The following is a 24,627-nucleotide window of genomic DNA, read 5'->3' as shown; positions in this document are numbered from 1 at the left end:
ACGCTTGAGAAGCGCCAGCACCTCGCCTAAGTCGGCTGCATGATCTCGACCAACGACATTCGCCGCAGCTTCCTCGACTATTTCGAGCGTGAGGGGCATGCCCGCATCCAGTCCGCCCCGCTGGTGCCGCAGAACGACCCGACGCTGATGTTCGTCAATGCGGGCATGGTGCCGTTCAAGAACGTCTTCACGGGCCTCGAGACGCGGCCGTATGTGACCGCCGCATCCTCGCAGAAATGCGTGCGGGCGGGCGGCAAGCATAACGATCTCGACAATGTCGGCTATACGGCGCGGCATCATACGTTCTTCGAAATGCTCGGCAATTTCTCGTTCGGCGATTATTTCAAGGAGCGTGCGATCACGCTCGCCTGGAATCTGCTGACCAAGGAATGGGGCATTCCGGCGGAGAAGCTGACCGTCACCGTCTATCATACCGACGACGAGGCGTTCGACCTGTGGAAACGGATCGCGGGGTTGCCCGAGGAGCGCATCATCCGCATCGCCACCAACGACAATTTCTGGTCGATGGGCGATACGGGTCCGTGCGGGCCGTGCAGCGAGATCTTTTACGATCACGGCGACCATATCTGGGGTGGCCCTCCCGGCAGCCCGGAGGAGGATGGCGACCGCTTCGTCGAGATCTGGAACCTGGTGTTCATGCAGTATGAGCAGGTCGACAATGAGACGCGGCTCGACCTGCCGCGGCCGTCGATCGATACCGGCATGGGGATCGAGCGCGTCGCCGCCGTGCTGCAGGGCGTGACGGACAATTACGATACCGACACCTTCAAGGCGCTGATCGCCGCCTCCGCCGCACTCGTGCCGACGCCGCCCGAGGGCGAGGCGCGGGCGAGCCACCGCGTGATCGCCGATCACCTGCGCTCGTCGGGCTTCCTCGTCGCGGACGGGGTGCTGCCGGCCAACGAAGGGCGCGGATACGTGCTGCGGCGGATCATGCGGCGGGCGATGCGGCATGCGCATCTGCTCGGCGCGAAGGATCCGCTGATGCACCGGCTGGTGCCCGCGCTGGTGGCGGAGATGGGTGCGGCCTATCCCGAATTGCTGCGCGCGCAGCCGCTGATCGAGGCGACCTTGCTGCAGGAGGAGACGCAGTTCCGGCGGACGCTCGTCAACGGGCTGCGGCTGCTCGACGAGGCGACGGCGGGCATGGCGAAGGGCGACACGCTGTCGGGCGAGACGGCGTTCAAGCTCTACGACACCTACGGCTTTCCGTATGATCTGACCGAGGATGCGCTGCGCGCGCAGGGGCTGGAGGTGGACCGCGCGGGCTTCGACACGGCGATGGCGGAGCAGAAGCGCGCCGCTCGCGCCGCCTGGAAGGGCAGCGGCCAGCGCGCGTCGGACGACCTGTGGTTCGATCTCGCCGAGGAGTTCGGCGGGACAGAGTTCATCGGCTATTCGTCCGACGTCGGCGAGGCGCAGGTGATCGCGATCGTCAAGGACGGCGTGCGGGTCGAGCGCGCCGAGGCGGGCGAGACGGTCGACGTGCTCGTCAACCAGACGCCCTTCTACGGCGAGAGCGGCGGCCAGATGGGCGACGCGGGGACGATCACCGGCGATGGCGTGGCGATCACGGTCGAGGATACGGCCAAGCCGCTCGGTCGCCTGTTCGCGCATCGTTCGCGGATCGACAGCGGGGCAATCGCGGTCGGCGACACCGTGAAGCTCGCGATCGATACCGGGCGGCGCGACCGCATCCGCGCCAATCACAGCGCGACGCATCTGCTGCACGCGGCGCTGCGGCGGCGGCTGGGCGGGCATGTGACGCAGAAGGGGAGCCTCGTCGCCGAGGACCGGCTGCGCTTCGATTTCTCGCACAACAGCGCGCTGAGCCCGGCCGAGATTGCCGATGTCGAGGTCGACGTGAACCGCCACATTCGCGCCAACGACAGCGTGACGACGCGGCTGATGACGCCCGACGACGCGATCGCGGCGGGCGCGATGGCGCTGTTCGGCGAGAAATACGGCGACGAGGTGCGCGTGCTGTCGATGGGACAGGGCAGCCACGAAGATGGGGATGCGCGCTATTCCGTGGAACTGTGCGGCGGCACGCACGTCAACGCGCTCGGCGATATCGCCTTGTTCGAGATCGTCTCCGAAAGCGCGGTGTCGAGCGGCGTGCGGCGCATCGAGGCGCTGACCGGCGAGGCGGCGCGCGCGTACCTCTCCGCGCGCGACGAGAAGCTGAAGGAAGCGGCGGCGGCGCTGAAGGCCTCGCCCGACGAGGTGCCGGGCCGCGTGCTGGCGCTGGTCGAGGAGCGGCGCAAGCTGGAGCGCGAACTGGCCGAGGCGAAGAAGGCGCTCGCGCTGGGCGGCGGCGCGGGGGCGGCGCCGGCGGGCCCCGAGCAGATCGGTGGGGTGAATTTCGTCGGTCAGGTGATCGACGGGCTCGACCCCAAGAGCCTGCGCGGCGCGGTCGATGACGTGAAGGGGCGGATCGGATCGGGCATCGCGATGATCGTCGCGGTAAACGACGGCCGCGCCTCGGTCGCGGTCGGCATCAGCGCCGATCTGGCGGGCTCGCAAAATGCGGTCGATCTGCTGCGCGCCGCGGTCGCGGTGCTGGGCGGGCAGGGCGGCGGCGGGCGGCCCGACATGGCGCAGGGCGGCGGCCCGGACGGCGGCAAGGCGGCCGACGCGGTGGCGGCGGTGCGCGAGCTGTTGGCGAAAGAATCAGCGGCGGCGGCTTGACGGCCGCTTTCTGAACAAAGTTTTCCGCTAGGCAACAATCGTTCCCGGTTCGTCGCGAAAAAAATTCAACTCGTCGTGTTGAAACCTTTCGTCGCACCGTTCATTGGGACCGATAAGAGATTTGACCGAATCGGAACAAACGCCCGTGACCAAGATCGTACCCGTGTTCCTCGCCCTGATCCCGCTGGCCTTCGTCGTCAGTGCATGCGTGTCGACGATCCACTGAATAGCGCGAGAGCGTGAGTTGAGAGGGCCGCCCCGGTGAGGGGCGGCTTTTTTTGTTTGGCACGCGATCGGCCCCGTAGGGCCGCGGAAAGTCACACTAAGGTCACACTGATCCGGGGTGTCGCGGTCCGTGAGGCATCGGATTTTACGGCGAGAACAGGCGGGGCTGCGACTGACGGTTCAAAGAGCGCGTCGATCATATGCGGATCGACAGCGTGTAGGACAGCGGGAATGTCCGGGATGGGGTGGGAAGCGGACGGTGGCAGCATTTTTCTTCCGCTGGCCCAATACGATACTCTCACGTGGACATTGCCAACTATCGAGCCCCTAAGGCCCTCAGTTTGACGGCGAGCGGCGCGTCAGCGCCGAACTGTCTGACAACCAGCGAAAGGATTGTCTGGCCATGCCAAGCGGCGTTAGGGTCCAAGCCTAATTTTACGAGCGTGGGGAGCAGGTTGATCAGGTTGGGAGAAGCGTCGATTTGCTTCTCTGCCCCTCTCATCGGTGTGAGAAGAAACCAGATTGGCGGCCTCCCGTCCTTATTAGGAAGTCGTAGATCTGCACCCGCGGCAACGAGCCGCTTCACAATTTCCAGAGACCGGGTACGAATTTCATCATCGGGACTTCCCCCGATTCCGATCGTGCCGACGGCAACCCAGATCGGTCGTTTAGGGTTGATCGGAACATCCGCAGACGGCAGGTTTACCTCTGCGCCATACTTCAACAGCAGCTCAACAGCTTCGAGGGAGCCATTGTAGTAACCTCGCGAAGCCAGACCGAGTGGGGTTTCGCCATACTGTCGTTTTGCATTCGGGTTTGCACCATGCTGAAGCGCCAGTTTCACAAGACTGTTTGGGATCTGGTCTTCGCCCGAGGCGGATACCGACCGAAACAATACTTCATCTGCGAAGCCCGGAATCTTTTCTCGTAAGAGTGGTTCGACCGCGCTCGGGCGTGGCAGCCCGCGACGGAAGAAGGCCGAGACCGTGATTGGCTGATAGCCCTCGCGCACTATTGACTGAACAATCGTGCCGTTGCCGGAATCGACCGCTGCGGCGAGATAGGGCTGTGGCCATTTCGTAAACCAATTTGGGCGCTGTCCATCGGCGAACTGCTTAAACAGCTCTGCTCTCCCCGTTGCCGCCGCCCAGAATACTGCACTTCGTGTCTGTGGCGTCTCACCGGCCCACGGTTGTGCGCCGTGGCGCAGAAGCTCGACGATGGCAGGCGAATTGTCGCGCGCAACTGCCCACGCCAGCGGCGTCATCCCTGTGCCGTCTACAGCATCGATCGCCCCGGCTGGCAGTGACGCGAGAAAACGGCTGACATCACTGGCGTTGCCCCGACGCGCTGCTTCGTGAAGCGAGAGAGGGGGCGTCGTGGCCGGGCGCGCCGCCTGCGCGACGAGTGGAATCCCCCTGTTCCATTTCGGATCACCCTTGGATGCGACGCGACATATGTCCCTGTCCGGGTAAGAAGCGCTTTCAACTATCGCGATATTGTAGTCGCGGATGTACTGGCGCTTAGCTGAAACATCTGGGGTAATATAATCGCCATGGAGAAAGCTAGCGAGCGCCCCATTAGGGCGACCGTCTGGCGTAAAACACGTGACGCCAATCGGCCCCGTCGAATATTGCCCTGCGACGATGAGCCGAAAATCACCCGCGTCGATCGCCTTCGCGGCGTCAGCCTTAGGGTCAGACGACTGGGATGATTGCTCTACGAAATTTTGCATGTCGCTCGCTCTTTGGACGGGAGAGAGTTGATGGCTCGATGCCGGAATCGCGAGCAAACCTCCACCCAGACCTGCCAGTAGGACAATCCGCATGAGCATTCGTCTCGCCTCCGCGTCACGGCGTGTAGGTTATAGTGTGAAGGTCGATTGTTAAATCGTGAAGGCGTCCGGCCGCGGCTGAGTGTAATGCGATCAGATTTTGCGGATCATTGAAGTCTTCAACTCGGATAGTCCGCCGTCTAGATCCCGGCTCGAATAGCCGCTCGTAGGGCGATGGCGGTTGTCAGTGAGCCCACGCCGAACGCCCGCTATGGGTCGATAGCCGTTATTCGCATTGCCGCCGGCCGTGCGTGGCGCTGCGCTCCCGCGCACCGGCGCGCAGCTTGCGCGCCTGCGCCACGCACGAAAAGGCCGCCCGGATCGCTCCGGGCGGCCTCTCGTGTTCCGTCACGAACCGAAGGGCTCAGCCCTCGGCCTGCTCCTCGGCGGGCGCGTCTGCCGCAACCTCGGCCGTCGCGCCGGGTTCGGCGTTCGGGTCATAGGCTTCGACGAAGCCGGCCTCGTCCTTCTCGAACATGGCTTCCATGACGTTGACGCCGTTCGCCTGCATCTCGGCCTCTTCGGGCGAGCGGGCGACGTTGACCTTGATCGTCACCGACACTTCGGGGTGCAGCGCGGCCTTAACCTCGTACACGCCGATCGCCTTGATCGGCTTGTTGAGCACGATCGCCGCCTTCGGCACCTTGTGGCCCTCGGTCTCCAGCGCGTCGATCAGATCGCGGACCGCGACCGAGCCGTAGAGCTGGCCGGTGTTCGACGCCTGACGGATCAGCGTGACCTGGGTGCCGTCGATGGTCTTGGCGTCCGTCTCGGCGACAGCGCGCTTCTGCGCGTTCTCGGCGACGATGCGCTCGCGGTTCTTTTCGAACACCTTGCGGTTGGCTTCGTTGGAGCGAAGCGCCTTCTTGTTCGGCAGCAGGAAGTTGCGGGCGAACCCGTCCTTCACCTTCACCACGTCGCCGATGTTGCCGAGCTTCTCGACACGTTCCAGCAGGATAACGTCCATGTCTGTCGCTCCTTACTTAACGATGTAGGGCAGCAGGCCCAGATGACGGGCGCGCTTGATCGCCTGGGCGAGCTCGCGCTGCTTCTTCGCGCTCACCGAGGTGATGCGCGACGGGACGATCTTGCCACGCTCGGACACGAAGCCCTGCAGCAGACGGACGTCCTTGTAATCGATCCGGGGCGCGTCCTTCGCGGAGAAGGGGCAGCTCTTGCGGCGGCGGAAAAACGGGCGTGCCATTGTCTATATCTCCCTTATTCGCCGTCGAAGTTGCGGCGGGGACGATCCTCGCGGTCGCCACGATCGGGGCGGTCGCCACGGCCGCCTTCGCGGTCGCCGCGACGCTCGCGATCACGATCGCTCTTGCGCATCATCACGGTCGGGCCGGCTTCCAGCTCGTCGACCTTGACGGTCATGTAGCGGATGACGTCTTCGTTGATCTGCGTCTGGCGCTCGAGCTCGGCGACGACGTCGCCGGGGGCGTCGATTTCGAGCATCACGTAATGCGCCTTGCGGTTCTTCGCGATCTTGTAGGCGAGGCTGCGCAGGCCCCAGCTCTCGGTCTTGACGACCTTGCCCTTGTTGTCGGTGATGATCTTGGTGGCTTGTTCAGCCAGTGCGTCCACCTGCGCCTGTGCCAGATCCTGGCGCGCAAGGAACACGTGCTCGTAAAGAGCCATGTCTTTGTCCTTCGTCTTGGCCGATCGCTGACGCCGCCCAATGCGGTCGCCCCTCCGGCTATCGTCGTAATGCAACCGGGGCGGGAAAAGCAGATGCTTCCCGCCCCGGAGGTCCGGCTCAATAGTGGATTTCAAGCCGAAAGCAAGTTTCTTCTATCAGTTGAAGGCACCCGCCAGGACCGAGGCGATCAGGCCGCCGGTGACGGCGACGAGGACCGCGTCATTGCCCGAACGCACCCAGTGATAGCCGCGCGGCGGGGCATAGAGGTGGCGGCCGCGATACGCGCGCCAGTCGTTGATCTCGCGGTAGTTCTGCGCATAGCGGCGATCGAAGCGCTGGCCCTTGTTCCAGCGGCGGAAATCATTGCGGTGATCGTTGCGCACGACGGTGCGGCGGTTGACCACGACGTTGCCGTTGGGCCGTTCGCGCACGACGGTGCTGTGGCGGACGTCGCGGCGATCGCGGTGGTCCTGCGCGCTGGCGGGAACGGCGGCGATGGGGCCGGCGAGGATCGAGGTCGCCAGCGCTGCGAGGATGAACTTCTTCATGGGGTAACTCCTGTTTACAACGGCGCCTGTCTCCCGGCGTCGAGAGCAATTTAGGAAGGGTTTGTCGCAGGGCCGTGCCAGCAGGAACGGTATTTGGTCGCAAAGTGTCCCGGCTTGCGTTGCTTCGTTCATGTTTCTAGTCCGCGACGCCTGATTTGGAGAGGGTTTCCATAATGCGCGCATTCATTTTCCCCGGGCAGGGCAGCCAGGCGGTCGGCATGGGCAAGGCGCTGGCCAACGCGAGCGTCGTCGCGCGTGAGGTGTTCCAGGAGGTCGACGAGGCGCTGGGCCAGCATCTCTTCCGGCTGATGACCGAAGGCCCCGCCGACGAGCTGATGCTGACCGAAAATTCGCAGGCCGCGATCATGGCGAACGCCATCGCGACGTTGCGCGTGCTGGAGAAGGAAGGCGGCGTGCGGCTGGCCGACAAGGCCGATTATGTCGCGGGCCATTCGCTGGGCGAATATACGGCTTTGTGTGCGGCGGGCGCGCTCGATCTGCCGACGACGGCGCTGCTGCTGAAGCACCGCGGCCTCGCGATGCAGGCGGCGGTGCCGGTCGGCGAGGGCGCGATGGCGGCCTTGCTGGGCGCGGATCTGGAAAAGGCGCGGGCGATTGCCGAGGCGGCGGCGCAGGGCGAGGTCTGCACCGTCGCCAATGACAATGATCCGTCGCAGGTCGTGATCTCGGGCCACAAGGGCGCGATCGACCGCGCGATCGAGCTGGCGAAGGAGATGGGGGCCAAGCGCGCGATGCTGCTGCCGGTCTCCGCACCCTTCCACTGCCCGCTGATGCAGCCCGCCGCCGACGCGATGGAAAAGGCGCTGGGCGAGGCGCGGATCGATGCGCCGCTGGTGCCGGTGTTCGCCAACGTCACCGCATCGCCGGTCGGCGACGCCGACACCATCCGACGCCTGCTGGTCGAGCAGGTGACGGGCATGGTGCGCTGGCGCGAATCGGTGCTGGCGATGGCGGATACGGGTGTGGCGCAGTTCGTCGAGTTCGGCGCGAAGGTGCTGAGCGGCATGGTGAAACGCACCGCCGATGTCGAAGCGACGAGCGTGGTGACGATGGACGACATCGAAGCGCTGGCGAAGGGGCTTTAGGAAGATCGGTTCGCGCAGAGGACGCAGAGGACGCGGAGGAAGTTTTTGAGAGACATCGATCAGGTTTCTGGAGACGTGATCGATCTCGCGATCCGTGTGCATCGAGCACTTGGGCCGGGACTTCTCGAAAGCGTCTATGAGACTGTCTTGGCCAGCAAGCTGGCCGAGATTGGATATCCTGTCGCACGCCAACATCCAATCGAGATCGATTTTGAGGGCACGCGGTTCGACGCCGCATTCCGTGCCGACTTGTTCGTCGATCATCGGTTGATCGTGGAAATCAAGTCGATCGAGCGCCTCGCGCCGATTCATGCCAAGCAGGTGCTGACCTATTTGCGTCTCACTGGACAGCCCGTAGGGCTGCTGATCAATTTCGGCGGCGAAACGCTCAAGGAAGGTGTCCGCCGTCTCGTCAACAACTACGTTCCCTCAGCGTCCTCTGCGCCCTCTGCGCGAAATCAAAAAATCGGAGAATAAGATGTTCGACCTGACAGGCATGACCGCGCTCGTGACCGGCGCTTCGGGTGGGATCGGTTCGGCGATTGCCGAGGCGCTGGCGGGGCAGGGGGCGCGACTCGCGGTTTCGGGATCGAACGTCGCCAAGCTGGAGGCGTACCGCGATACGCTCGGCGGCGATCACGTCGCCTTGCCGTGCGACCTTTCCGATGCGGCGTCGGTCGATGCGCTGGTGCCGGCGGCGGTGGCGGCGCTGGGGAAGATCGACATCCTCGTCAACAATGCCGGCGTCACGCGCGACAACCTCATCCTGCGCATGAAGGACGACGAGTGGGATCAGGTGATCCGCGTCAACCTGGAGGCCGCGTTCCGGCTGATGCGCGCGGCGGCCAAGCCGATGATGAAGGCGCGCTTCGGCCGGATCATCTCGATCACCTCCGTGGTCGGCACGACGGGCAATCCGGGGCAGGCGAACTATGCCGCATCCAAGGCGGGCATCGTCGGCATGTCGAAGGCGCTGGGGCAGGAACTGGCGAGCCGGAACATCACCGTCAATTGCGTCGCGCCCGGCTTCATCCGCTCGGCGATGACGGAGGTGCTGCCCGATGCGCAGAAGGACGCGCTCAACGCCAGGATCCCGATGGGGGCGATGGGCGAGGGCGGCGATATCGGCGCGGCCGTCGCCTACCTCGCCAGCCGCGAGGCGGGCTACGTCACCGGCCAGACGCTGCACGTCAACGGCGGCATGGCGATGATCTAGGGCGACGATCTAGAACGGCTCGACCTTAACGCCCCCTTGCAAGGGCCCGCACCGCGTTCTACGTGCGTTCGGGAAACACGAACCCCCCAGCCATAGAGGGACACTAAGCATGAGCGAGACCGCAGACCGCGTGAAGAAGATCGTTGTCGAGCATCTCGGCGTCGAAGCTGAGAAGGTCACCGAGGATGCGAGCTTCATCGATGATCTGGGCGCGGACAGCCTCGACATCGTCGAGCTGGTGATGGCGTTCGAGGAAGAGTTCGAGGTCGAGATTCCCGACGACGCCGCCGAGAAGATCACGACCGTCAAGGACGCGATCACCTTCATCGACGAGCACAAGGGCTGATCGCCCGGGCGCGGCCCGGCTGCGCCCAAGATTGATCAAGGATCGGCTCCCCGTCCCAGGGTTTCGCACAGGGACGGGGAGCCGTTTCGTTTTGAAGTCAGAGAGAAAAGAACGGAGATGGCCATGCGCCGTGTTGTCGTAACCGGATTGGGTCTCGTCACGCCGGTGGGCGCGGATGTGGAGACCGCCTGGAGCAACATCAAAGCGGCCCGGTCGGGCGCTGGCACGATCACGCGCTTCGACGCGACAGATTTCCAGATGAATTACGCCTGCGAGGTGAAGCCCGCCGATCATGCGTGGGGCTTCGACCCCGGCAAGCGCGTCGATCACAAGGTGCAGCGGCAGGTCGATCCCTTCATCATCTACGGCATCGATGCCGCCGGACAGGCGATCGAGGATGCCGGCCTCACCGACATGACCGAGGAGGAGCGTTACCGCGCCGGTTGTTCGATCGGCGCGGGCATCGGCGGCCTGCCGGGCATCGAGAGCGAATCGCTGGTGCTGGCGGAGAAGGGGCCGAAGCGCGTCTCGCCGCACTTCGTGCATGGCCGCCTCATCAACCTGATCTCGGGCCAGGTTTCGATCAAATACGGGCTGATGGGGCCGAATCACGCCGTCGTCACCGCCTGTTCGACCGGCGCGCATTCGATCGGCGACGCCGCGCGGATGATCGCGATGGACGATGCCGACGTGATGCTGGCGGGCGGCGCGGAAGGCGCGATCTGCCCGATCGGCATCGCCGGTTTCGCGCAGGCGCGCGCGCTGTCGACGGGTTTCCGCGAGGCGCCGGAGCGCGGCAGCCGCCCGTATGACAAGGACCGCGACGGCTTCGTGATGGGCGAGGGCGCGGGCGTCGTCGTGCTGGAGGAATATGAGCGCGCCAAGAAGCGCGGCGCGAAGATCTATGCCGAGGTGATCGGCTACGGCCTGTCGGGCGATGCCTATCACGTGACGGCACCGCACCCGGAAGGGTCGGGCGCGTTCCGGTCGATGGAAATGGCGGTCCGCAAGTCCGGCCTCGCGCTTTCCGACATCGATTACATCAACGCGCACGGCACCTCGACGCCGCTCGGCGACGAGCTCGAGCTGAATGCGGTGCGGCGGCTGTTCGGCAGCAACATCGACACGCTGTCGATGAGCTCGACCAAGTCGGCGATCGGGCATCTGCTCGGCGGCGCGGGCGCGGTCGAGAGCATCTTCTGCATCCTCGCGCTGCGCGACCAGATCGCGCCGCCGACGCTCAACCTCGACAATCCGAGCGAGAATTGCGTCGGCGTCGACCTCGTCCCGCACAAGGCCAAGGAGCGGAAGATCCGCGCCGTGCTGAACAATTCGTTCGGCTTCGGCGGCACCAACGCGAGCCTCGTGATGAAGGCGGTCTAGGAAATGCTGTTCCCCGGCGCAGGCCGGGGTCCAGTTGGGAGACGGAAGAGAATGCGCGCTGCGCTCCGTTACCGCGACCTTCGTAGCTGGACCCCAGCCTTCGCTGGGGATCAGTGATGCGCAAGCTGGGCTGCCTCACGCTGCTGATCGTCCTGACGGCGGTGATCGGCTTTTTCGGCGTGCTGCATGTCTGGAGCGGGCGCGGGCCGTTGCCGCGCAACATCACGCTGACGGTAGCGGCGGGCAGCAGCCTCTCCACCGCGTCCGAACAGCTCGAGAAGCAGGGCGCGATCGCCTCGGCGAGCCGCTTCCGCATCCTTGCCAAGGTGCTGGGCGAGGGCACGCCGATCAAGGCGGGCGAATATCGCATCCCCGCGCATCTCAGCCAGGCCGATATCCTCAAGCTGCTGCAGGGCGGGCGCACGCTGCAACGCTTCGTGACGGTGCCGGAGGGCTGGCCCTCGGTGCTGGTGCATGATGCACTCGCGAAGGCGACCGAACTGACGGGCGACGCCCCGACGCCGGTCGAGGGCACGGTGCTGCCCGACAGCTACAGCTACGAACGCGGCGACACGCGCGCGAGCATGGTGAAGCGCATGCAGGACGCCATGACGCGCTACCTCGCCGCTGCCTGGACAAAGCGCGCGCCCGGCATCGTCGTCAAGACGCCGCGCGAGGCGCTGATCCTCGCCTCGATCGTCGAGAAGGAAACCGGCAAGCCGAGCGAACGGCGGCTGGTCGCGGCGGTCTATTCGAACCGGCTGAAGCGCGGCATGATGCTGCAGGCCGATCCCACGATCATCTATCCGATCACCAAGGGGCGGCCGCTCGGGCGGCGCATCCTGCTGTCGGAGGTGCATGCGGTGAACGCCTACAACACCTATGCGATGACGGGGCTGCCGGCGGGGCCGATCTGCAATCCGGGCCGGGCGAGCATCGACGCGGTGCTGAACCCGGAAGCGTCGAACGCACTGTATTTCGTGGCGGACGGGTCAGGCGGCCATGTGTTCGCCGATACGCTCGACCAGCATAACGCCAATGTCGCGAAGTGGCGCGAGTACCGGCGGGTCCACGGGATTTAGGCACCCCCGTCACCCCGGCCTTGAGCCGGGGCCCATCCATCCGCAAGCGAGCGGCAAGATGCTTGAGCGATGCGCTTGCTGCACCATGGGCCCCGGCTCAAGGCCGGGGTGACGAAGAAGGTTATTTCAACCCCACCGCCGCGCGTGCCTTGGCCTCCACATCTGCCATCGTGCCGCCCGTCACCCAGCTTCCGCCGACGCACAGCACCGGCTTGAACGCCAGCCACTCGGGCGCGGTCGTTTCCGAGATGCCGCCGGTCGGGCAGAAGCTGCACTGGTAGAAGGGCGCGGCGAGCGCCTTCAGCGCGGGCAGCCCGCCCGCCGCCATCGCCGGGAAGAACTTGAAGTGCGTGAGCCCGAGGTCGAGGCCGAGCATGATGTCGCCGGCATTGGCGGTGCCGGGAAGGTACGGCACGCCGCTCTCGATGATCGGGCGCGCGAGCCGTTCGGTCAGGCCCGGCGAAACGATGAACTCCGCGCCCGCGTCCATTGCCTGTTCGAACTGGCCGGTGTTGACGACCGTGCCCGCGCCGACGATCGCGCCGGGCACCTGCTTCATCTCGCGCATCGCCTCGAGCGCGGCGGGCGTGCGCAACGTCACCTCCAGCACGCGCAGGCCGCCCGCCACCAGCGCCTCCGCGAGCGGGCGGGCGGTGGCGACGTCGTCGATTACCAGCACGGGGATGACGGGCGCGGTGAGCATGATGTCGCGGATGTCGGTCATGAATTATGCTCCTGCGCGAAGGCGGCGGCGGCACCGAAGAGGCCGGGTTGGGGATGGGTGATGAGCTTGACCGGGATCGCTTCCATCATCGTGCGGAAGCGGCCCTTGGCGGCGAAGCGTTCGGCGAAGCCCGAGCGGACGATGTGATCCTTGATGCGCAGGCCGAGCCCGCCGGCGATGACGACGGCCTTGCCGCCCTGCACGATCGCCCGGTCCCCGGCGGTGGCGCCGAGGCTGAGGCAGAAGCGGTCGAGCGCCGCCAGCGCGAGACTGTCCGTACCATCCAGCGCGAGCGACCAGATGGTCTTGTCGTCGAGGCGCTGGATCGGCCGCCCCTCGATCTCCGCCAGCGTTTCGTAGATCGCGACGATGCCGGGGCCGGAGACGACCCGCTCGCTGGACACCCGGCCATGCGCCGTGCGCAGGCGCTTGAGCAGCGCGTCCTCGAAACTGTCGAGCGGCGGGAAATCGGGGTGGCCGCCTTCGGTCTCCAGTACGTGATAGCCGCGTCTTTCCCGTAGCACCTGCGCCACGCCGAGGCCGGTGCCGGGGCCGACGATGGTGATGATGCCACGATCGGGCAGCGGCACGTCGGGGCCGGTGATATGCACGAACATATCGTCCGGCACCTGCGCAACGGCATGGCCGACCGCGCCGAAGTCATTGACGAGGACGAAGTCGTCGACCTCCAGCCGTTCCTTGATGAGCGGACGGCGGATGATCCACGGATTGTTGGTGAGCTTGATGAGATCGCTGTCGACCGGCGACGCGACGGCAATGCCGGTAGCGCGTGGCATCGCCCGGCCGAGCGTCGCCGCGAACGCCTGCCAAGCCGTCTGGAACGAAGCATATTCCGCCGTCTTGTACGTGACCGGATCGCCGAGCGTGACGACGCGCCCGCCCTCCACCTCGGCGATGGCGAAGCGGGCGTGGGTGCCGCCGATATCGACCGCGACGACCTGCACCTACTGCATCCCCGCCAGCACCGCCGACGCGCCTTTTTCCGCCTCGGACGATAGGCTGCGGAACATGCCGAACAGCTCGCGGCCCATGCCGGTGGCGGCGGGCGGGGCCTCGGCGGGAAGGCGGGCGTCCCACTCTACCGGATCGACCAGCGCGACCAGCTCGCCGGTTTCCGCCGACAGCCGCACCACGTCGCCATCGCGCAGGAAGGCGAGCGGGCCGCCGCCGAGCGCTTCCGGCGAGATGTGGATCGCGGCAGGCACCTTGCCGCTCGCGCCCGACATGCGGCCGTCGGTGACGAGCGCGACGCGGAAGCCCTTGTTCTGGAGGACGCCGAGCGGCGGTGTCAGCTTGTGCAGCTCGGGCATGCCGTTGGCGCGCGGGCCCTGGAAGCGGACGACGACGACGACGTCGCGGTCGAGCTCGCCGGCCTTGAAGGCGGCGAGCACTTCGGACTGATCCTGGAACACCCGCGCCGGGGCCTCGATCGTCCAGCGGTCGCGGTCCACGGCGGAAACCTTGATGCAGGCGCGGCCGAGGTTGCCCGCAAGGATGCGGAAGCCGCCCTCGGGCGCGAACGCCTCGGCAGGCGGGCGCAGGATCGTGTCATCGCCGCTTGGGCCGGGATCGACCCAGGCGAGCGCATCGCCGTCGAGCGTCGGCTTCATGCCGTAATCGGTGAGGTCGCCGCCGCCGACCGTCAGCAGGTCGCGGTGGAGCAGCCCGGCGTCGAGCAGTTCGCGGATCACGAAGGCCATGCCGCCTGCATCCTCGAAGCCGTTCACATCGGCCGAACCGTTGGGATAGACGCGCGCGATGAGCGGGATCACGCCCGAGAGCCGGTCGAAATCTTCCCAGTCGATGACGATCCCCGCCGCCGCCGCGATGGCCGGCAGGTGCAGCAGGTGATTGGTCGATCCGCCGGTCGCGAGCAGGCCGATGGCGGCGTTGACGATCGCCTTCTCGTCGACGCAATGCCCGATCGGCCGGTAATCGTTGCCATGCCATCCGATCGCGGCGAGCCGGTGCGTGGCGGCGCGCGTGAGTTCCTGCCGCAGCTTCGTGCCCGGATTGACGAAGGCCGCGCCGGGGATGTGAAGGCCCATCACCTCCATCATCATCTGGTTCGAATTCGCCGTGCCGTAGAAGGTGCAGGTGCCTTTCGAATGATAGGCCGCGACCTCGGCGTCGAGCAGTTCGGGGCGGCCGACCTTGCCTTCCGCAAAGGCCTCGCGCACCGCCGCCTTCTGCTTGTTGGGGATGCCCGACGGCATCGGCCCGCCGGGAATGAGGATCATCGGCAGATGGCCGAAGCGCAGCGCGCCCATCAACAGGCCGGGCACGATCTTGTCGCAGATGCCGAGCAGCGCCGCCCCTTCGAACATGCCGTGGCTGAGCGCGATCGCGGTCGAGAGCGCGATCGTGTCGCGACTGAACAGCGACAGCTCCATGCCGGCATAGCCCTGCGTCACGCCGTCGCACATCGCCGGCACGCCGCCCGCGACCTGCGCGGTCGCCCCCGCCTCGCGCGCCCACACCTTCATCAGCTCCGGGTAGCGATAGTAGACGGCGTGGGCGGAGAGCATGTCGTTATAGGCGGTGACGATGCCGATGTTCATCGCCTTGCCGCCGCGCATGACGTCGCGGTCCTCCTCGGTCCCCGCATAGCCGTGCGCGAGGTTGGCGCAGCCGAGCGACGGGCGCTCGATATGCTGCGCCCGCTCGCGCTCGATGAGCGCGAGATAGGCGTCGCGCGTCGGCTTCGACCGGGTGACGATCCGGTCGGTGACAGCGGCGATCGTGGGATGGAGGGTCATGCCCGGCCTTCTATCGCCGGGGCGTTACGGTGCCCAGTGAATATCCGCCGGAAGCTCGGCCTCCGCCAGCACGCGGCCGATCGGATATTTCGACGACGGGCCCTGCTTGATCGCGTCCTCGATCACCTTGCGCTTGTCCTTGCCGGTCACCGCGATCATCAGCGCGCGCGCGGTGGTGATGGCGGCGAGGCTGAGCGTGACGCGCGGCACCGGCGCGTCCTTCGGCATCGGCTCCGGCATCACGCCGAGCGCGCGGCGTTCCTTGGGACCGTTCAGCGCCTCGTCGAAATCGGGACCGGGGAAGATCGAGGCGGTGTGGCCGTCCGCACCGACGCCGAGCAGGCAGAGGTCGAGCGGCCAGTGCAGATCCTGCATCAGCGCGTCGGCGGAGCGGCCGGCTGCCTTGTAGTCGGGCGTCGCGGTCGGCACGATCGGCATCACGCGCGCGCCCTTGGGCAGGAACGCCTTGGCGAGCGCGGTCACGTTCGACAGCGGATCGCCGAGCGGGACGATACGCTCGTCGCCGGGGATGATCGTGACGCGCTTCCAGTCGATCTTGGCGGCGGCGAGCTTCTCGTAGATCGGCAACGGCGTCTTGCCGCCGGCGAGCGCGATGACGGCACCGCCGCGCGCGTCGATCGCGCTTTCGATGATGAAGCCGATATCGCCCGCGACCGCCGCCGCCATCTCGGCCGCGTCGTCATATTCCCACCATTCGACCGTTTCGTCGTCCATGTTCTCTCTTCCTTCTTACCCCCTCCCGCTTTCGCGGGAGGGGCAGGGGAGGGTTTTCTTCTTCTATGCGCGGACAGAAGAAAGAAGACCCTCACCGACTGCGACTAGGCCCGCCTGAAGAAGGCGGCCCGAGTCTCCGTAGCCTCTCCCGCGAAGGCGGGAGAGGGCAAATTCAGCCCCTAATCATCCTGCCACGTCACGCCGTCGCGCTCGGTCAGGGCGATTGCGGCGCTGGGGCCCCAACTGCCCGAGGCGTAGGTCTTCGGCTTCATGTCGTTGGCGGTCCAGCCTTCGCGGATCGCGTCGATCCAGCTCCACTGTGCCTCCACCTCGTCGCGGCGCACGAACAAGGTCTGGTCACCTTCGATCAGATCGAGCAGCAGGCGTTCGTAGGCGATGCGGCGCGGGCGGCCGGCGAAGGCCGCGTCGAGGCTGAGGTTCAGCGGAAGCTCGCGCAGGCGCACGCCGTCGCGGTCGAGCCCCGGCTCCTTCGCCATGACGAGGATCTGGATATATTCCTCGGGCTGCAGGCGGATCACCAGCACGTTGGGCTGGAGCAGTCCGCCGCGGTTCGAGAACATCGAATGCGGCACGGGCTTGAACTGGATCGCGATCTCGCTGCGGCGCACCGCCATGCGCTTGCCGGTGCGCAGGTAGAAGGGCACGCCCTGCCAGCGCCAGTTATCGACATGCGCCTTGATCGCGACGAACGTCTCGGTGGTGGAAGGCTTGCCGAGCTCGTCGGTGTAGCTCTTGACGATCTGCCCGCCGACCGCGCCCGCGCCGTACTGGCCGGTAACGGTGTCGCGGGAGGCGTCGGCGGGGGCGATCGGGCGCAGCGAGCGGAATACCTTGGACTTCTCGTCGCGGATCGCATTGCCGTCGAAGCGCGCGGGCGGCTCCATCGCGATCAGCGCGAGCAACTGGAGCATGTGATTGGCGACCATGTCGCGCAGCGCGCCTGCCGTCTCGTAATAGCCGGCGCGATCCTCCAGCCCGACCGTTTCGGAGATGGTGATCTGCACGTTGTCGATGCCGCGCGCGTTCCACACCGGCTCGAAGAACGAATTGCCGAAGCGCAGCGCGAGGATGTTCTGCACCGTCTCCTTGCCGAGATAATGGTCGATGCGGAACGTGCGGTCCTCGGTGAAGGCGGTCGCGACGGTGTCGTTGATCTCGCGGCTGGAGGCGAGATCGTAGCCGAGCGGCTTTTCTAGGCCGATCCGCACCGTATCGCCGGCGAGACCGGCCGATGCGAGGCCCTTGATGACGGGCTCGAACAGCGAGGGTGCCGTCGACAGGAAGATGGCGAGACCGCCCGAAACGTCGCCGACCTTTTCCGACAGCTGCTTGTAATGCGCCTGGTCGGTCGCATCCAGGCTCTGATACTGAACGCGCGCGAGGAATGTCTTGGTCTTTTCCTCGTCCTTGCGATCTTCCGGCAGGAACTCGTCGAGCGCCGCCTTCGCGAACTTGCGATAACTCGCGTCGCTATGCTCGGAACGCGCGGTGCCGGTGATGGTCAGCGCATCGGGCAGCAGGCCGTCGGCGTGCAGGCCGTAGAGCGAAGGCAGCAGCATACGCTGCGCCAGATCGCCGGTCGCGCCGAAGAGGAGGAGTTTCGCGACGGGACTGCGCGTGCCTGGCATTGAAAATCTCCTTCGCGCGTCCGGGCGGGCGCCGGTGCCTTAAAGCGTGAGACCGGCCGCCGGGTCCAGCCCCGCCATGATATTGAGGTTCTGGACGGCCGCGCCCGCCGCGCCCTTGCCGAGATTGTCCAACGTGGCGATCAGCCGCGCCTGCCCGCTCTCGGCATTGCCGCAGACGCGCAGCGTCAGGCGATCGGTGCCGGCATCATCCTCGATATGGACGGTGGCGACATCGCCGTCGGCGATGCGGACGATCTTCGAATCACGGTACGCATCGCGCAGCGCGGCCTCGCACGCGGCGAGCGTGGGGCGGCGCGGGAAGGCGTAAAGCGGCAGCGGCACCTCGACCAGCATACCGCGATAGGTGTTCACCACCGTGGGCATGAAGATCGGCACGTGTTCGATCCGGGCGTGTTTCTGCATCTCGCCGAGATGCTTGTGCGCGAGGCCGAGCGCGTAGGCCCGCGCGGCGGGAGCGGGCGTGCCGCCCTCATATTCGGCGATCATCGCCTTGCCGCCGCCGGAATAGCCCGACAGCGCGTTGACGGTGAGCGGCCAGTCGATCGGGATGAGCCCGGCACGCACGAGCGGGCGGACGAGTGCCAGGAAGCCGGTCGGGTAGCAGCCGGGGTTGCTGACGCGCGCGGCGGCGGCGATCGCCTCGCTCGCGCCGGGGTCGAGTTCCGGGAAGCCGTAGGTCCAGCCATCCGCGGTGCGGTGCGCGGTCGATGCGTCGATGACGCGCGTGTGGCTGTTGTCGATCAGCGCGACCGCCTCGCGCGCGGCATCGTCGGGCAGGCAGAGGATGACGAAATCGGCGCTGTTGAGCGCTTCGGCACGTGCCTGCGCGTCCTTGCGGCGGGATTCGTCGAGCGTGATCAGCGTGATGTCGCTGCGACCCGCGAGCCGGTCGCGGATTTCGAGGCCGGTGGTGCCGACCGCGCCGTCGATAAAGACAGTGTTGCTCATGACGTGGCCTTCGTCAGCGCGCTTTCGGCAATATAGCCGACCAAGCCGCAGCCGGGGGCTACGCCCCAGGCATGATCGCCCGCGAATTCGAGCACCTCGAACACGTCGCCGGGTGCCAGAGTCGCTAGAATCGCCGAGTCGGCCTCGCGCGCATGGCGCAGATCCTCCGCGATCCGCAAAGTTCTGGGGACGGGGGCTGCATAGTGCGGCGCGAAGACACGATCGGCGAGACGGACGTCGGCAAGATCGCGACGCACGGCATTATGTAACGGATCGATCGCGACCGAATGTCCCGAGAGCGCAAAGCTCCTACGCGGAGGCCCGCCTGGCGGCAGGTTGCTTTGTATCGCCGATAAACTGGCCGAACTCTTCAAGAAAAACCGCCCCTTCGGAAGTCTGCGCGACAAAGATGTTCCGCTTGTCGGTATCGTCGCGTTGCCGGCGCAGATAGCCGAGGGAACCGAGCCTGTTCAAGGCGCGCGTCACGACGGGCTTCGAAACATTGAGAACGCGGGCGAGGCCGCGCACCGTATGCGGCCCGGGCGTGAGGTATACGAACAGGAGCAGCGCCATCTGGCGGTTGGTGAGATCGGGTTCGCCCGAGCGGACGTAATCGACCAGAGCCGTCATCCAGTTGTCGAGCGATCGGTTGAATATTGAAGCCACAGCCATCTCTTCCGCAAAGAAAAAGAACGTTTCCCGAAAGACGGGAATATTGGGGGACTAACGTTCCGGGGCGCGTGTGGTTTCAGTGCGGGGCCGAAATGTTCGGCGCAGGGGCTGGGGCCGGGCGTGCTGCGCGGTTGATCGGCGGGCATCACGCGCCTATGTGCCGCGCTCAATCGTGTTTCGCTAAGGTCGCCCCGTTTCATGCTGTTCCAGTTCCTCCTCGTCGTCCACGCGATCATCGCCGCCATGCTGGTGGGGGTGATCCTGATGCAGAAATCGGAAGGCGGCGGGCTCGGCATGGGCGGCAGCCCGTCGGGGCTGATGTCGGCGCGCGGCGCGGCGGATTTCCTGACGCGGTCGACGTCGGTGCTGGCGGCGTTGTTCATCGGCCTGTCGATCGGCCTCGCGTTCCTGGCGGCGCAGGGCCACAGCACGAAGATCGACACGTCGCTGGCGCGTGGCGCGTCATCCGCTCCGGCCGCGCAGCCCGTGCCGCAGCAGGCTCCCGCAGATGGCGGGGCGCCGTTCTCGTCGGCGGCGCAGCAGGCGCTGAAGGGCGACAATGCCGCCGCCCCGGCCGACAACGGTGCGGTGCCGCTCGCCAAGTAAGCGGGCGCAACCTTCCGCAATTTTTATCGACTCGCCGGATTCGCGCGCTTGTCGCGCGGTGGCGTTTGACGTTAGGCCTTTTTTCCCATGGCGCGGTTTATCTTCATCACCGGCGGCGTGGTCTCCTCGCTCGGCAAGGGTCTCATGGCGGCGAGCCTCGCGGCTCTGCTGCAGGCGCGCGGCTACCGCGTGCGCATCCGCAAGTTCGATCCGTATCTGAACGTCGATCCGGGCACGATGTCGCCGTACCAGCACGGTGAGGTCTACGTCACCGACGACGGCGCGGAGACCGATCTCGATCTCGGCCATTACGAGCGCTTCACCGGCGTCTCCTCGCGCCAGAGCGACAACGTCACCTCGGGCCGCATCTACCAGCAGATCATCACGCGCGAGCGGCGCGGCGACTATCTCGGCGCGACGGTGCAGGTCATCCCGCACGTCACCGACGCGATCAAGGAATTCGCGCAGGCCGAGACCGACGATCTCGATTTCGTGCTGTGCGAGATCGGCGGGACGGTCGGCGATATCGAGTCGCTGCCGTTCATCGAGGCGATTCGGCAGATTCGTAACGATCTCGGCCGTGGCAATTCGGTCAGCATCCATGTCACCTTGGTGCCGTACATCGCCGCGGCGGGCGAGCTGAAGACCAAGCCGACGCAGCATTCCGTGCGCGAGCTGGCGGCGCTAGGCGTGCAGCCCGACGTGCTGGTCTGCCGCTGCGAGCAGCCGCTGCCGCCGAGCGAGCGCGCCAAGATCGCCTTGTTCTGCAACGTGCCCAAGGAAGCGGTCATCCCCGCGCTCGACGCGAAGAGCATCTACGCGGTGCCGGTGCAGTATCACGAGGAGGGCCTCGACGACGCCGTCCTCAACGCCTTCGGGATATTGCCGGGCCGCGCGCCGGACCTGTCGCGCTGGACCGACATCATGGACCGGCTCGCCAACCCGGAGGGTGAGGTCACGATCGGCGTGGTCGGCAAGTACGTCGGCCTGCCGGATGCCTACAAGTCGCTCAACGAGGCGCTGGTCCACGGCGGCATCGCCAACCGCGTGAAGGTCAACATCCAGTGGATCGACGCCGAGCTGTTCGAGCAGCCCGACAGCGATATCGCGGCACGGCTGGAGCCGATGCACGCGATCCTCGTCCCCGGCGCGTTCGGGGAGCGCGGCGCGGAGGGCAAGATCGCCTCGGTCCGCTTCGCGCGCGAGCGGCGGGTGCCGTATTTCGGCATCTGCTTCGGGATGCAGATGGCCTGCGTCGAAGGTGCGCGCGATCTCGCCGGGATTGCGGATGCGAGCTCGACCGAGTTCGGGCCGACCGACGAGCCGGTGATCGGCATGATCACCGAATGGATGACCGCGGACGGCATCGAGAAGCGCGAGGCCGGCGGCGACCTCGGCGGCACGATGCGGCTCGGGGCGTATGACGCCAAGCTCGATGGCAACAGCGTCGTCTCGACGATCTACGGCGGCGAGGCGATCTCCGAGCGGCATCGCCACCGCTACGAGGTGAACACCGCGTACCGCGACGTGCTGGAAAAGGGCGGGCTGGTATTCAGCGGCATGTCGCCCGACGGCATGCTGCCCGAGATCGTCGAGCGGCCCGACCATCCGTGGTTCGTCGGCGTGCAGTTCCACCCGGAATTGAAGTCGAAGCCGTTCGATCCACACCCGCTGTTCAAGAGCTTCATCGAAGCGGCGGTGAAGCAGAGCCGATTGGTTTAAGGGCGCTGCCGAACGATTCAGCGACGCTAAATCGCGGTCAAAGCGCGCCCGGCCGGCGGCGCTACAAGCGCCGTCCGACGACGCGGTTTTGCCGCGGCGCTTTCCCGCACACCTGCCGTCGTCTCCGGCTGTCCTACACGCGGCGAATCTGCGAATGTCCGGGTCGCTCTTTGAACCTGTCGGCCGCAGTCCTCGCCATCTCCTTCGGCAAGCCCATTGTCCTGCCTGTCTTCCGGCCCGGCGGAGAAGGCCCGACACGCACGGACGTAGCGTAAACTTTGTAAACTTCCGCCCGCGAATCGTCCAACACGGACGGGTCGGCTCCCCCCGATCAGTGTGACTTTAGTGTGACTTTCCGCGCCCGCCGGCTCAGCTCGTCCGCTCGAACGTCACGCTGCGCTTTTCCGCATCCGCCGCGACCAGCCGCACGTGGACCTCGTCGCCGGGCGTCACGCCTTGCGTGGCGACGCGCGCGACGACCGGCTGGTCGCGCAGCTGGATGCGCGCGCCGCGATCATCCACGTCGGTGACGATGGCGGCGAACGTCTTGCCCTCCTCGCCGTGCAGCATCACCGCTTCGGCGAGATCGATGACGGCGCGGTCGATCTGGCCGCCGATCGCCTCGGCCTTCGCCATCACCTTGGGCAGCTTCGCGAACGCGGCCGTCACCACCTCGGGCACCGGCTGGCCGTTGGCGACCGCGAGGGCCGCACGCACCACGTAGCGATCGGCAAGACGGCGCAGCGGCGCGGTGGCGTGCGCATAGGCCGCCGCCATTGCCGAATGCCACGGCACGACACCCTCCTGGAACGGCACGTAGCTCGCGCCGCGCCCGGCGCGCCGGATCGCGAGCATGAAGGCGGCCTGGTGCGGATCGTGCGCGTCGAGGCCGCGCTCATAATCCTTGAGCGGCACGTCGCCCGGCCATTTCAGGCCGTAGGCGCGGGCGGTGTGGCGCAGGCGCTGGATCGCGCCGTCGTCGGGCTCGGCCATCACGCGGAACAGGCCGGTGTGCGCGGCGCGGAGCGCGTCGGCGACCGCCATGTTGGTGGCGAGCGACAAGGCGGCGTTGCGATCCTCCGACGCCAGGCGGGGGCGGAAGGAGAGCTGGAAATCGTTCGCGGCGACCTGCGCCACCTCCTGCTCGGGCGGATCGACGCGCGCCGCGCCGCGCGCATCCTCCGCCGCCATGATGCGGCGTGAGAGCTCGGCGAAATCGGGCGGCAGGTCGGCGTCGGTGACGGTCTCGTAGGCGAGCTTGGCCTGGCTGCGGATCAGCGCGCGTTCGACGCCGTCGAGTTTGACCGCGCCGTCGCGCGCGACGCGCACCGTGAACACCACGGCGGGGCGGGGGCCGGTCGGCAGCAGGCTGGCGGCGTTCTGGCTGAGGATCGCCGGATAGAGCGGCGCCTTGCCGTCAGGCAGATAGATCGTCTCGCCGCGCTTCCACGCCTCCGTGTCGATCGCGTCGCCATCCTCCACGAACCACGCGACGTCGGCGATGGCGTAGTGGAGCAGCAGATCACCGCCGCTCGCCTCGATTGCGAAAGCCTGGTCGAGGTCGGTCGAGGGGGCGGGATCGAGCGTGACGAAGCGCGTCGCGGTGCGGTCGACATGGTCGGTCGGCGCGCGCTGTGCAGCAGCCTCGGCCGCCGCCGTCACCTCGGGCGGGAAGTCCGCCGGCACCTGATATTGGGCGCGGATTGCAGCAAGGCCGCGGGCGAGCGCGTTGGTGGGGTCGGCGAGCGTCTTCATGACGTCAGCGCTACTCGCTTTCACCGGGCCGCAAAAGCGCACGATCCGAGGGCAACATTTCCTCAACCCGCCCGCGCTAGGTTTTGCGCGGACAAGGAGTGATCGGACAATGCGGACCTTCGGACGAAAGGGGCTGACGCCGGTGGCGGCGCCTGTCGTCGCACCTGCGCCGCCGGTCGAGCTTCCGCCCGAGACTCCGGCGTTCGAAGTGGACGATCCCCCGCACGCCGGGCGCGCGCTGTTCGAGATCGTCGAGCGGGTCGTCTCGAACGATCGCGGCCGCGCCGAAGACGTGCTGGCGATGCTGGCCGCGGCGGCCGGCTTCTCCTGCATCCTTGCTGCCTTCGACGAGGTGCGCGAAGCGGGCGTGTCGCCGCAGGGGCTGGGCATGATTTTGGTCGAACCCAAGGACAAGCACCGCTACTGGTTCGGCGATCTGCCCAATCGCTACCTTGTCGACGGCGAGGATACGGTGATCGGCCACACGCTCGGCGCGGTGCGACGGCGTGGCGGCGATATGACGAGCGAGGTGATCGAGGGCATCCTGCGCCGCGTCGCGGGCAGCGTCGGCACGCCGCTGTTCGGCGTACCGGTCGTATCCGCGCTCCACATGCCGGGCGACGAACCGATCAACTACGTCAAGTTCCTCTGGCCGAAGCTCGCGGCAGCGCTCGACCAATATCAGGTGCCGATCCGGCAGCGCCCGTCCACTTTCGGCGTTGCGCTGGAGACGGCGATCGATGCGCTTGCCGGAGCCACGCCCTCAGTCGGGATGACGGTTGCCGCGCAGATCGTGATCGAATGCGCGGTGCCGATGGCGAAGCTCGATCCCGCGCGCTTCGGGTTCTGAAGGGCAGGCCTCGAACGGACTGTTGAGGATTTTTCATCGACCCATAGTGAAACTTTAGGGGGGTGAAG

General features: G+C 66.5%; 24 protein-coding genes. 10 read left to right on the top strand and 14 right to left on the bottom strand.

Translation table 11 applies throughout. The features are described from left to right. The first annotated feature begins 39 nt into the window (after positions 1-39). Positions 40-2,712, top strand: a complete 2,673-nt coding sequence (gene alaS, locus Q5H94_RS18605; protein WP_304562750.1) for an alanine--tRNA ligase — start codon at positions 40-42, stop codon at positions 2,710-2,712. A gap of 541 nt (positions 2,713-3,253) precedes the next feature. Here alaS and Q5H94_RS18600 read toward each other — a convergent pair. From Q5H94_RS18600 to Q5H94_RS18580, 5 genes are all read right to left on the bottom strand, one after another. After that, complete coding sequence (locus Q5H94_RS18600) at positions 3,254-4,771, bottom strand: ankyrin repeat domain-containing protein (RefSeq protein ID WP_304562749.1); 1,518 nt, start codon at positions 4,769-4,771, stop codon at positions 3,254-3,256. Between the two features lie 364 nt (positions 4,772-5,135). Continuing rightward, positions 5,136-5,738 (bottom strand): 50S ribosomal protein L9, encoded by a 603-nt coding sequence (gene rplI, locus Q5H94_RS18595; protein ID WP_304562748.1) that lies wholly within the window; start codon positions 5,736-5,738, stop codon positions 5,136-5,138. A 12-nt stretch (positions 5,739-5,750) separates the two neighbouring features. Next, on the bottom strand, positions 5,751-5,975 hold the full coding sequence (rpsR, locus tag Q5H94_RS18590; protein ID WP_010543816.1) for a 30S ribosomal protein S18: 225 nt from the start codon (positions 5,973-5,975) through the stop codon (positions 5,751-5,753). 14 nt (positions 5,976-5,989) lie between these two features. Continuing rightward, positions 5,990-6,415 (bottom strand): 30S ribosomal protein S6, encoded by a 426-nt coding sequence (gene rpsF, locus Q5H94_RS18585; protein WP_304562747.1) that lies wholly within the window; start codon positions 6,413-6,415, stop codon positions 5,990-5,992. 156 nt (positions 6,416-6,571) lie between these two features. After that, a complete protein-coding gene (locus Q5H94_RS18580) occupies positions 6,572-6,964 on the bottom strand; it encodes an RcnB family protein (RefSeq protein ID WP_304562746.1) in 393 nt (130 codons plus the stop codon). A gap of 173 nt (positions 6,965-7,137) precedes the next feature. Here Q5H94_RS18580 and fabD point away from each other — a divergent pair, with 173 nt between their 5' ends. The 6 genes from fabD to mltG all read left to right on the top strand — a co-directional run bounded on the left by fabD (position 7,138) and on the right by mltG (position 12,097). Beyond that, positions 7,138-8,070, top strand: coding sequence for an ACP S-malonyltransferase (gene fabD, locus Q5H94_RS18575; RefSeq protein ID WP_304562745.1), 933 nt, complete (start codon positions 7,138-7,140; stop codon positions 8,068-8,070). 45 nt (positions 8,071-8,115) lie between these two features. Then, positions 8,116-8,547: a GxxExxY protein gene (locus Q5H94_RS18570; protein WP_304562744.1), complete on the top strand. Its 432-nt coding sequence runs from the start codon at positions 8,116-8,118 to the stop codon at positions 8,545-8,547. A gap of 1 nt (position 8,548) precedes the next feature. Next, positions 8,549-9,286, top strand: a complete 738-nt coding sequence (fabG, locus tag Q5H94_RS18565) for a 3-oxoacyl-[acyl-carrier-protein] reductase (protein WP_304562743.1) — start codon at positions 8,549-8,551, stop codon at positions 9,284-9,286. A 109-nt stretch (positions 9,287-9,395) separates the two neighbouring features. Beyond that, a complete protein-coding gene (locus tag Q5H94_RS18560) occupies positions 9,396-9,632 on the top strand; it encodes an acyl carrier protein (RefSeq protein ID WP_304562742.1) in 237 nt (78 codons plus the stop codon). A gap of 123 nt (positions 9,633-9,755) precedes the next feature. Then, positions 9,756-11,015 (top strand): beta-ketoacyl-ACP synthase II, encoded by a 1,260-nt coding sequence (fabF, locus tag Q5H94_RS18555; RefSeq protein ID WP_304562741.1) that lies wholly within the window; start codon positions 9,756-9,758, stop codon positions 11,013-11,015. 116 nt (positions 11,016-11,131) lie between these two features. Then, a complete protein-coding gene (mltG, locus tag Q5H94_RS18550; protein WP_304562740.1) occupies positions 11,132-12,097 on the top strand; it encodes an endolytic transglycosylase MltG in 966 nt (321 codons plus the stop codon). Between the two features lie 121 nt (positions 12,098-12,218). Here the strand turns inward: mltG and eda are convergent, their stop codons facing one another. The 8 genes from eda to Q5H94_RS18510 form a co-directional block, all read right to left on the bottom strand. Beyond that, positions 12,219-12,821, bottom strand: coding sequence for a bifunctional 4-hydroxy-2-oxoglutarate aldolase/2-dehydro-3-deoxy-phosphogluconate aldolase (gene eda, locus Q5H94_RS18545; RefSeq protein WP_304562739.1), 603 nt, complete (start codon positions 12,819-12,821; stop codon positions 12,219-12,221). Next, on the bottom strand, positions 12,818-13,786 hold the full coding sequence (locus Q5H94_RS18540) for a glucokinase (protein ID WP_304562738.1): 969 nt from the start codon (positions 13,784-13,786) through the stop codon (positions 12,818-12,820). Before Q5H94_RS18540 ends, eda begins: the two co-directional genes overlap by 4 nt. Beyond that, positions 13,787-15,601, bottom strand: coding sequence for a phosphogluconate dehydratase (gene edd, locus Q5H94_RS18535; RefSeq protein WP_304562737.1), 1,815 nt, complete (start codon positions 15,599-15,601; stop codon positions 13,787-13,789). Positions 15,602-15,625: 24 nt separating this feature from the next. Continuing rightward, positions 15,626-16,336: a 6-phosphogluconolactonase gene (gene pgl / locus Q5H94_RS18530; protein WP_304562736.1), complete on the bottom strand. Its 711-nt coding sequence runs from the start codon at positions 16,334-16,336 to the stop codon at positions 15,626-15,628. 179 nt (positions 16,337-16,515) lie between these two features. After that, positions 16,516-17,985 carry a glucose-6-phosphate dehydrogenase gene (gene zwf, locus Q5H94_RS18525; protein ID WP_304562735.1) on the bottom strand — a complete coding sequence of 490 codons (1,470 nt, stop codon included), beginning with the start codon at positions 17,983-17,985 and terminating at the stop codon, positions 16,516-16,518. Positions 17,986-18,024: 39 nt separating this feature from the next. Continuing rightward, a complete protein-coding gene (gene argC / locus Q5H94_RS18520; protein ID WP_304562734.1) occupies positions 18,025-18,954 on the bottom strand; it encodes an N-acetyl-gamma-glutamyl-phosphate reductase in 930 nt (309 codons plus the stop codon). Next, positions 18,951-19,211 carry an SH3 domain-containing protein gene (locus tag Q5H94_RS18515; RefSeq protein WP_304562733.1) on the bottom strand — a complete coding sequence of 87 codons (261 nt, stop codon included), beginning with the start codon at positions 19,209-19,211 and terminating at the stop codon, positions 18,951-18,953. The genes argC and Q5H94_RS18515 overlap by 4 nt, the downstream gene beginning before the upstream one ends. Before the next feature lie 52 nt (positions 19,212-19,263). Then, positions 19,264-19,584 (bottom strand): MarR family transcriptional regulator, encoded by a 321-nt coding sequence (locus Q5H94_RS18510; RefSeq protein WP_304562732.1) that lies wholly within the window; start codon positions 19,582-19,584, stop codon positions 19,264-19,266. Between the two features lie 240 nt (positions 19,585-19,824). Between Q5H94_RS18510 and secG the strand changes: the two genes are divergently transcribed. Together secG and Q5H94_RS18500 are read left to right on the top strand one after the other, a co-directional pair. Beyond that, positions 19,825-20,232, top strand: coding sequence for a preprotein translocase subunit SecG (gene secG, locus Q5H94_RS18505; RefSeq protein WP_304562731.1), 408 nt, complete (start codon positions 19,825-19,827; stop codon positions 20,230-20,232). An 87-nt stretch (positions 20,233-20,319) separates the two neighbouring features. Then, entirely contained in the window at positions 20,320-21,954 is a 1,635-nt protein-coding gene (locus tag Q5H94_RS18500; RefSeq protein ID WP_304562730.1) for a CTP synthase, read from the top strand. A gap of 369 nt (positions 21,955-22,323) precedes the next feature. On the opposite strand, the gene Q5H94_RS18495 is transcribed toward Q5H94_RS18500, so the two are convergent. Beyond that, the gene (locus Q5H94_RS18495) at positions 22,324-23,709 is read right to left on the bottom strand and encodes an RNB domain-containing ribonuclease (RefSeq protein ID WP_304562729.1); all 1,386 of its coding nucleotides are present in this window, start codon (positions 23,707-23,709) and stop codon (positions 22,324-22,326) included. Positions 23,710-23,818: 109 nt separating this feature from the next. Between Q5H94_RS18495 and Q5H94_RS18490 the strand changes: the two genes are divergently transcribed. Continuing rightward, on the top strand, positions 23,819-24,559 hold the full coding sequence (locus Q5H94_RS18490) for a hypothetical protein (protein ID WP_304562728.1): 741 nt from the start codon (positions 23,819-23,821) through the stop codon (positions 24,557-24,559). Positions 24,560-24,627: the final 68 nt, after the last annotated feature.

Source organism: Sphingomonas immobilis (genome assembly GCF_030580995.1).
GTDB lineage: Bacteria > Pseudomonadota > Alphaproteobacteria > Sphingomonadales > Sphingomonadaceae > Sphingomonas > Sphingomonas immobilis.
This window is presented reverse-complemented; position numbering and strand designations above follow the sequence as displayed.

Coding starts and splice junctions, on each gene's coding strand:
- argC (WP_304562734.1), bottom strand. CDS start 18,954: ATGAGCAACACTGTCTTTATCGACGGCGCGGTCGGCACCACCGGCCTC.
- zwf (WP_304562735.1), bottom strand. CDS start 17,985: ATGCCAGGCACGCGCAGTCCCGTCGCGAAACTCCTCCTCTTCGGCGCG.
- rplI (WP_304562748.1), bottom strand. CDS start 5,738: ATGGACGTTATCCTGCTGGAACGTGTCGAGAAGCTCGGCAACATCGGC.
- alaS (WP_304562750.1), top strand. CDS start 40: ATGATCTCGACCAACGACATTCGCCGCAGCTTCCTCGACTATTTCGAG.
- Q5H94_RS18500 (WP_304562730.1), top strand. CDS start 20,320: ATGGCGCGGTTTATCTTCATCACCGGCGGCGTGGTCTCCTCGCTCGGC.
- rpsF (WP_304562747.1), bottom strand. CDS start 6,415: ATGGCTCTTTACGAGCACGTGTTCCTTGCGCGCCAGGATCTGGCACAG.
- Q5H94_RS18495 (WP_304562729.1), bottom strand. CDS start 23,709: ATGAAGACGCTCGCCGACCCCACCAACGCGCTCGCCCGCGGCCTTGCT.
- rpsR (WP_010543816.1), bottom strand. CDS start 5,975: ATGGCACGCCCGTTTTTCCGCCGCCGCAAGAGCTGCCCCTTCTCCGCG.
- fabF (WP_304562741.1), top strand. CDS start 9,756: ATGCGCCGTGTTGTCGTAACCGGATTGGGTCTCGTCACGCCGGTGGGC.
- Q5H94_RS18510 (WP_304562732.1), bottom strand. CDS start 19,584: ATGACGGCTCTGGTCGATTACGTCCGCTCGGGCGAACCCGATCTCACC.
- pgl (WP_304562736.1), bottom strand. CDS start 16,336: ATGGACGACGAAACGGTCGAATGGTGGGAATATGACGACGCGGCCGAG.
- fabG (WP_304562743.1), top strand. CDS start 8,549: ATGTTCGACCTGACAGGCATGACCGCGCTCGTGACCGGCGCTTCGGGT.
- edd (WP_304562737.1), bottom strand. CDS start 15,601: ATGACCCTCCATCCCACGATCGCCGCTGTCACCGACCGGATCGTCACC.
- Q5H94_RS18600 (WP_304562749.1), bottom strand. CDS start 4,771: ATGCTCATGCGGATTGTCCTACTGGCAGGTCTGGGTGGAGGTTTGCTC.
- mltG (WP_304562740.1), top strand. CDS start 11,132: ATGCGCAAGCTGGGCTGCCTCACGCTGCTGATCGTCCTGACGGCGGTG.
- secG (WP_304562731.1), top strand. CDS start 19,825: ATGCTGTTCCAGTTCCTCCTCGTCGTCCACGCGATCATCGCCGCCATG.
- Q5H94_RS18580 (WP_304562746.1), bottom strand. CDS start 6,964: ATGAAGAAGTTCATCCTCGCAGCGCTGGCGACCTCGATCCTCGCCGGC.
- eda (WP_304562739.1), bottom strand. CDS start 12,821: ATGACCGACATCCGCGACATCATGCTCACCGCGCCCGTCATCCCCGTG.
- Q5H94_RS18490 (WP_304562728.1), top strand. CDS start 23,819: ATGCGGACCTTCGGACGAAAGGGGCTGACGCCGGTGGCGGCGCCTGTC.
- Q5H94_RS18560 (WP_304562742.1), top strand. CDS start 9,396: ATGAGCGAGACCGCAGACCGCGTGAAGAAGATCGTTGTCGAGCATCTC.
- fabD (WP_304562745.1), top strand. CDS start 7,138: ATGCGCGCATTCATTTTCCCCGGGCAGGGCAGCCAGGCGGTCGGCATG.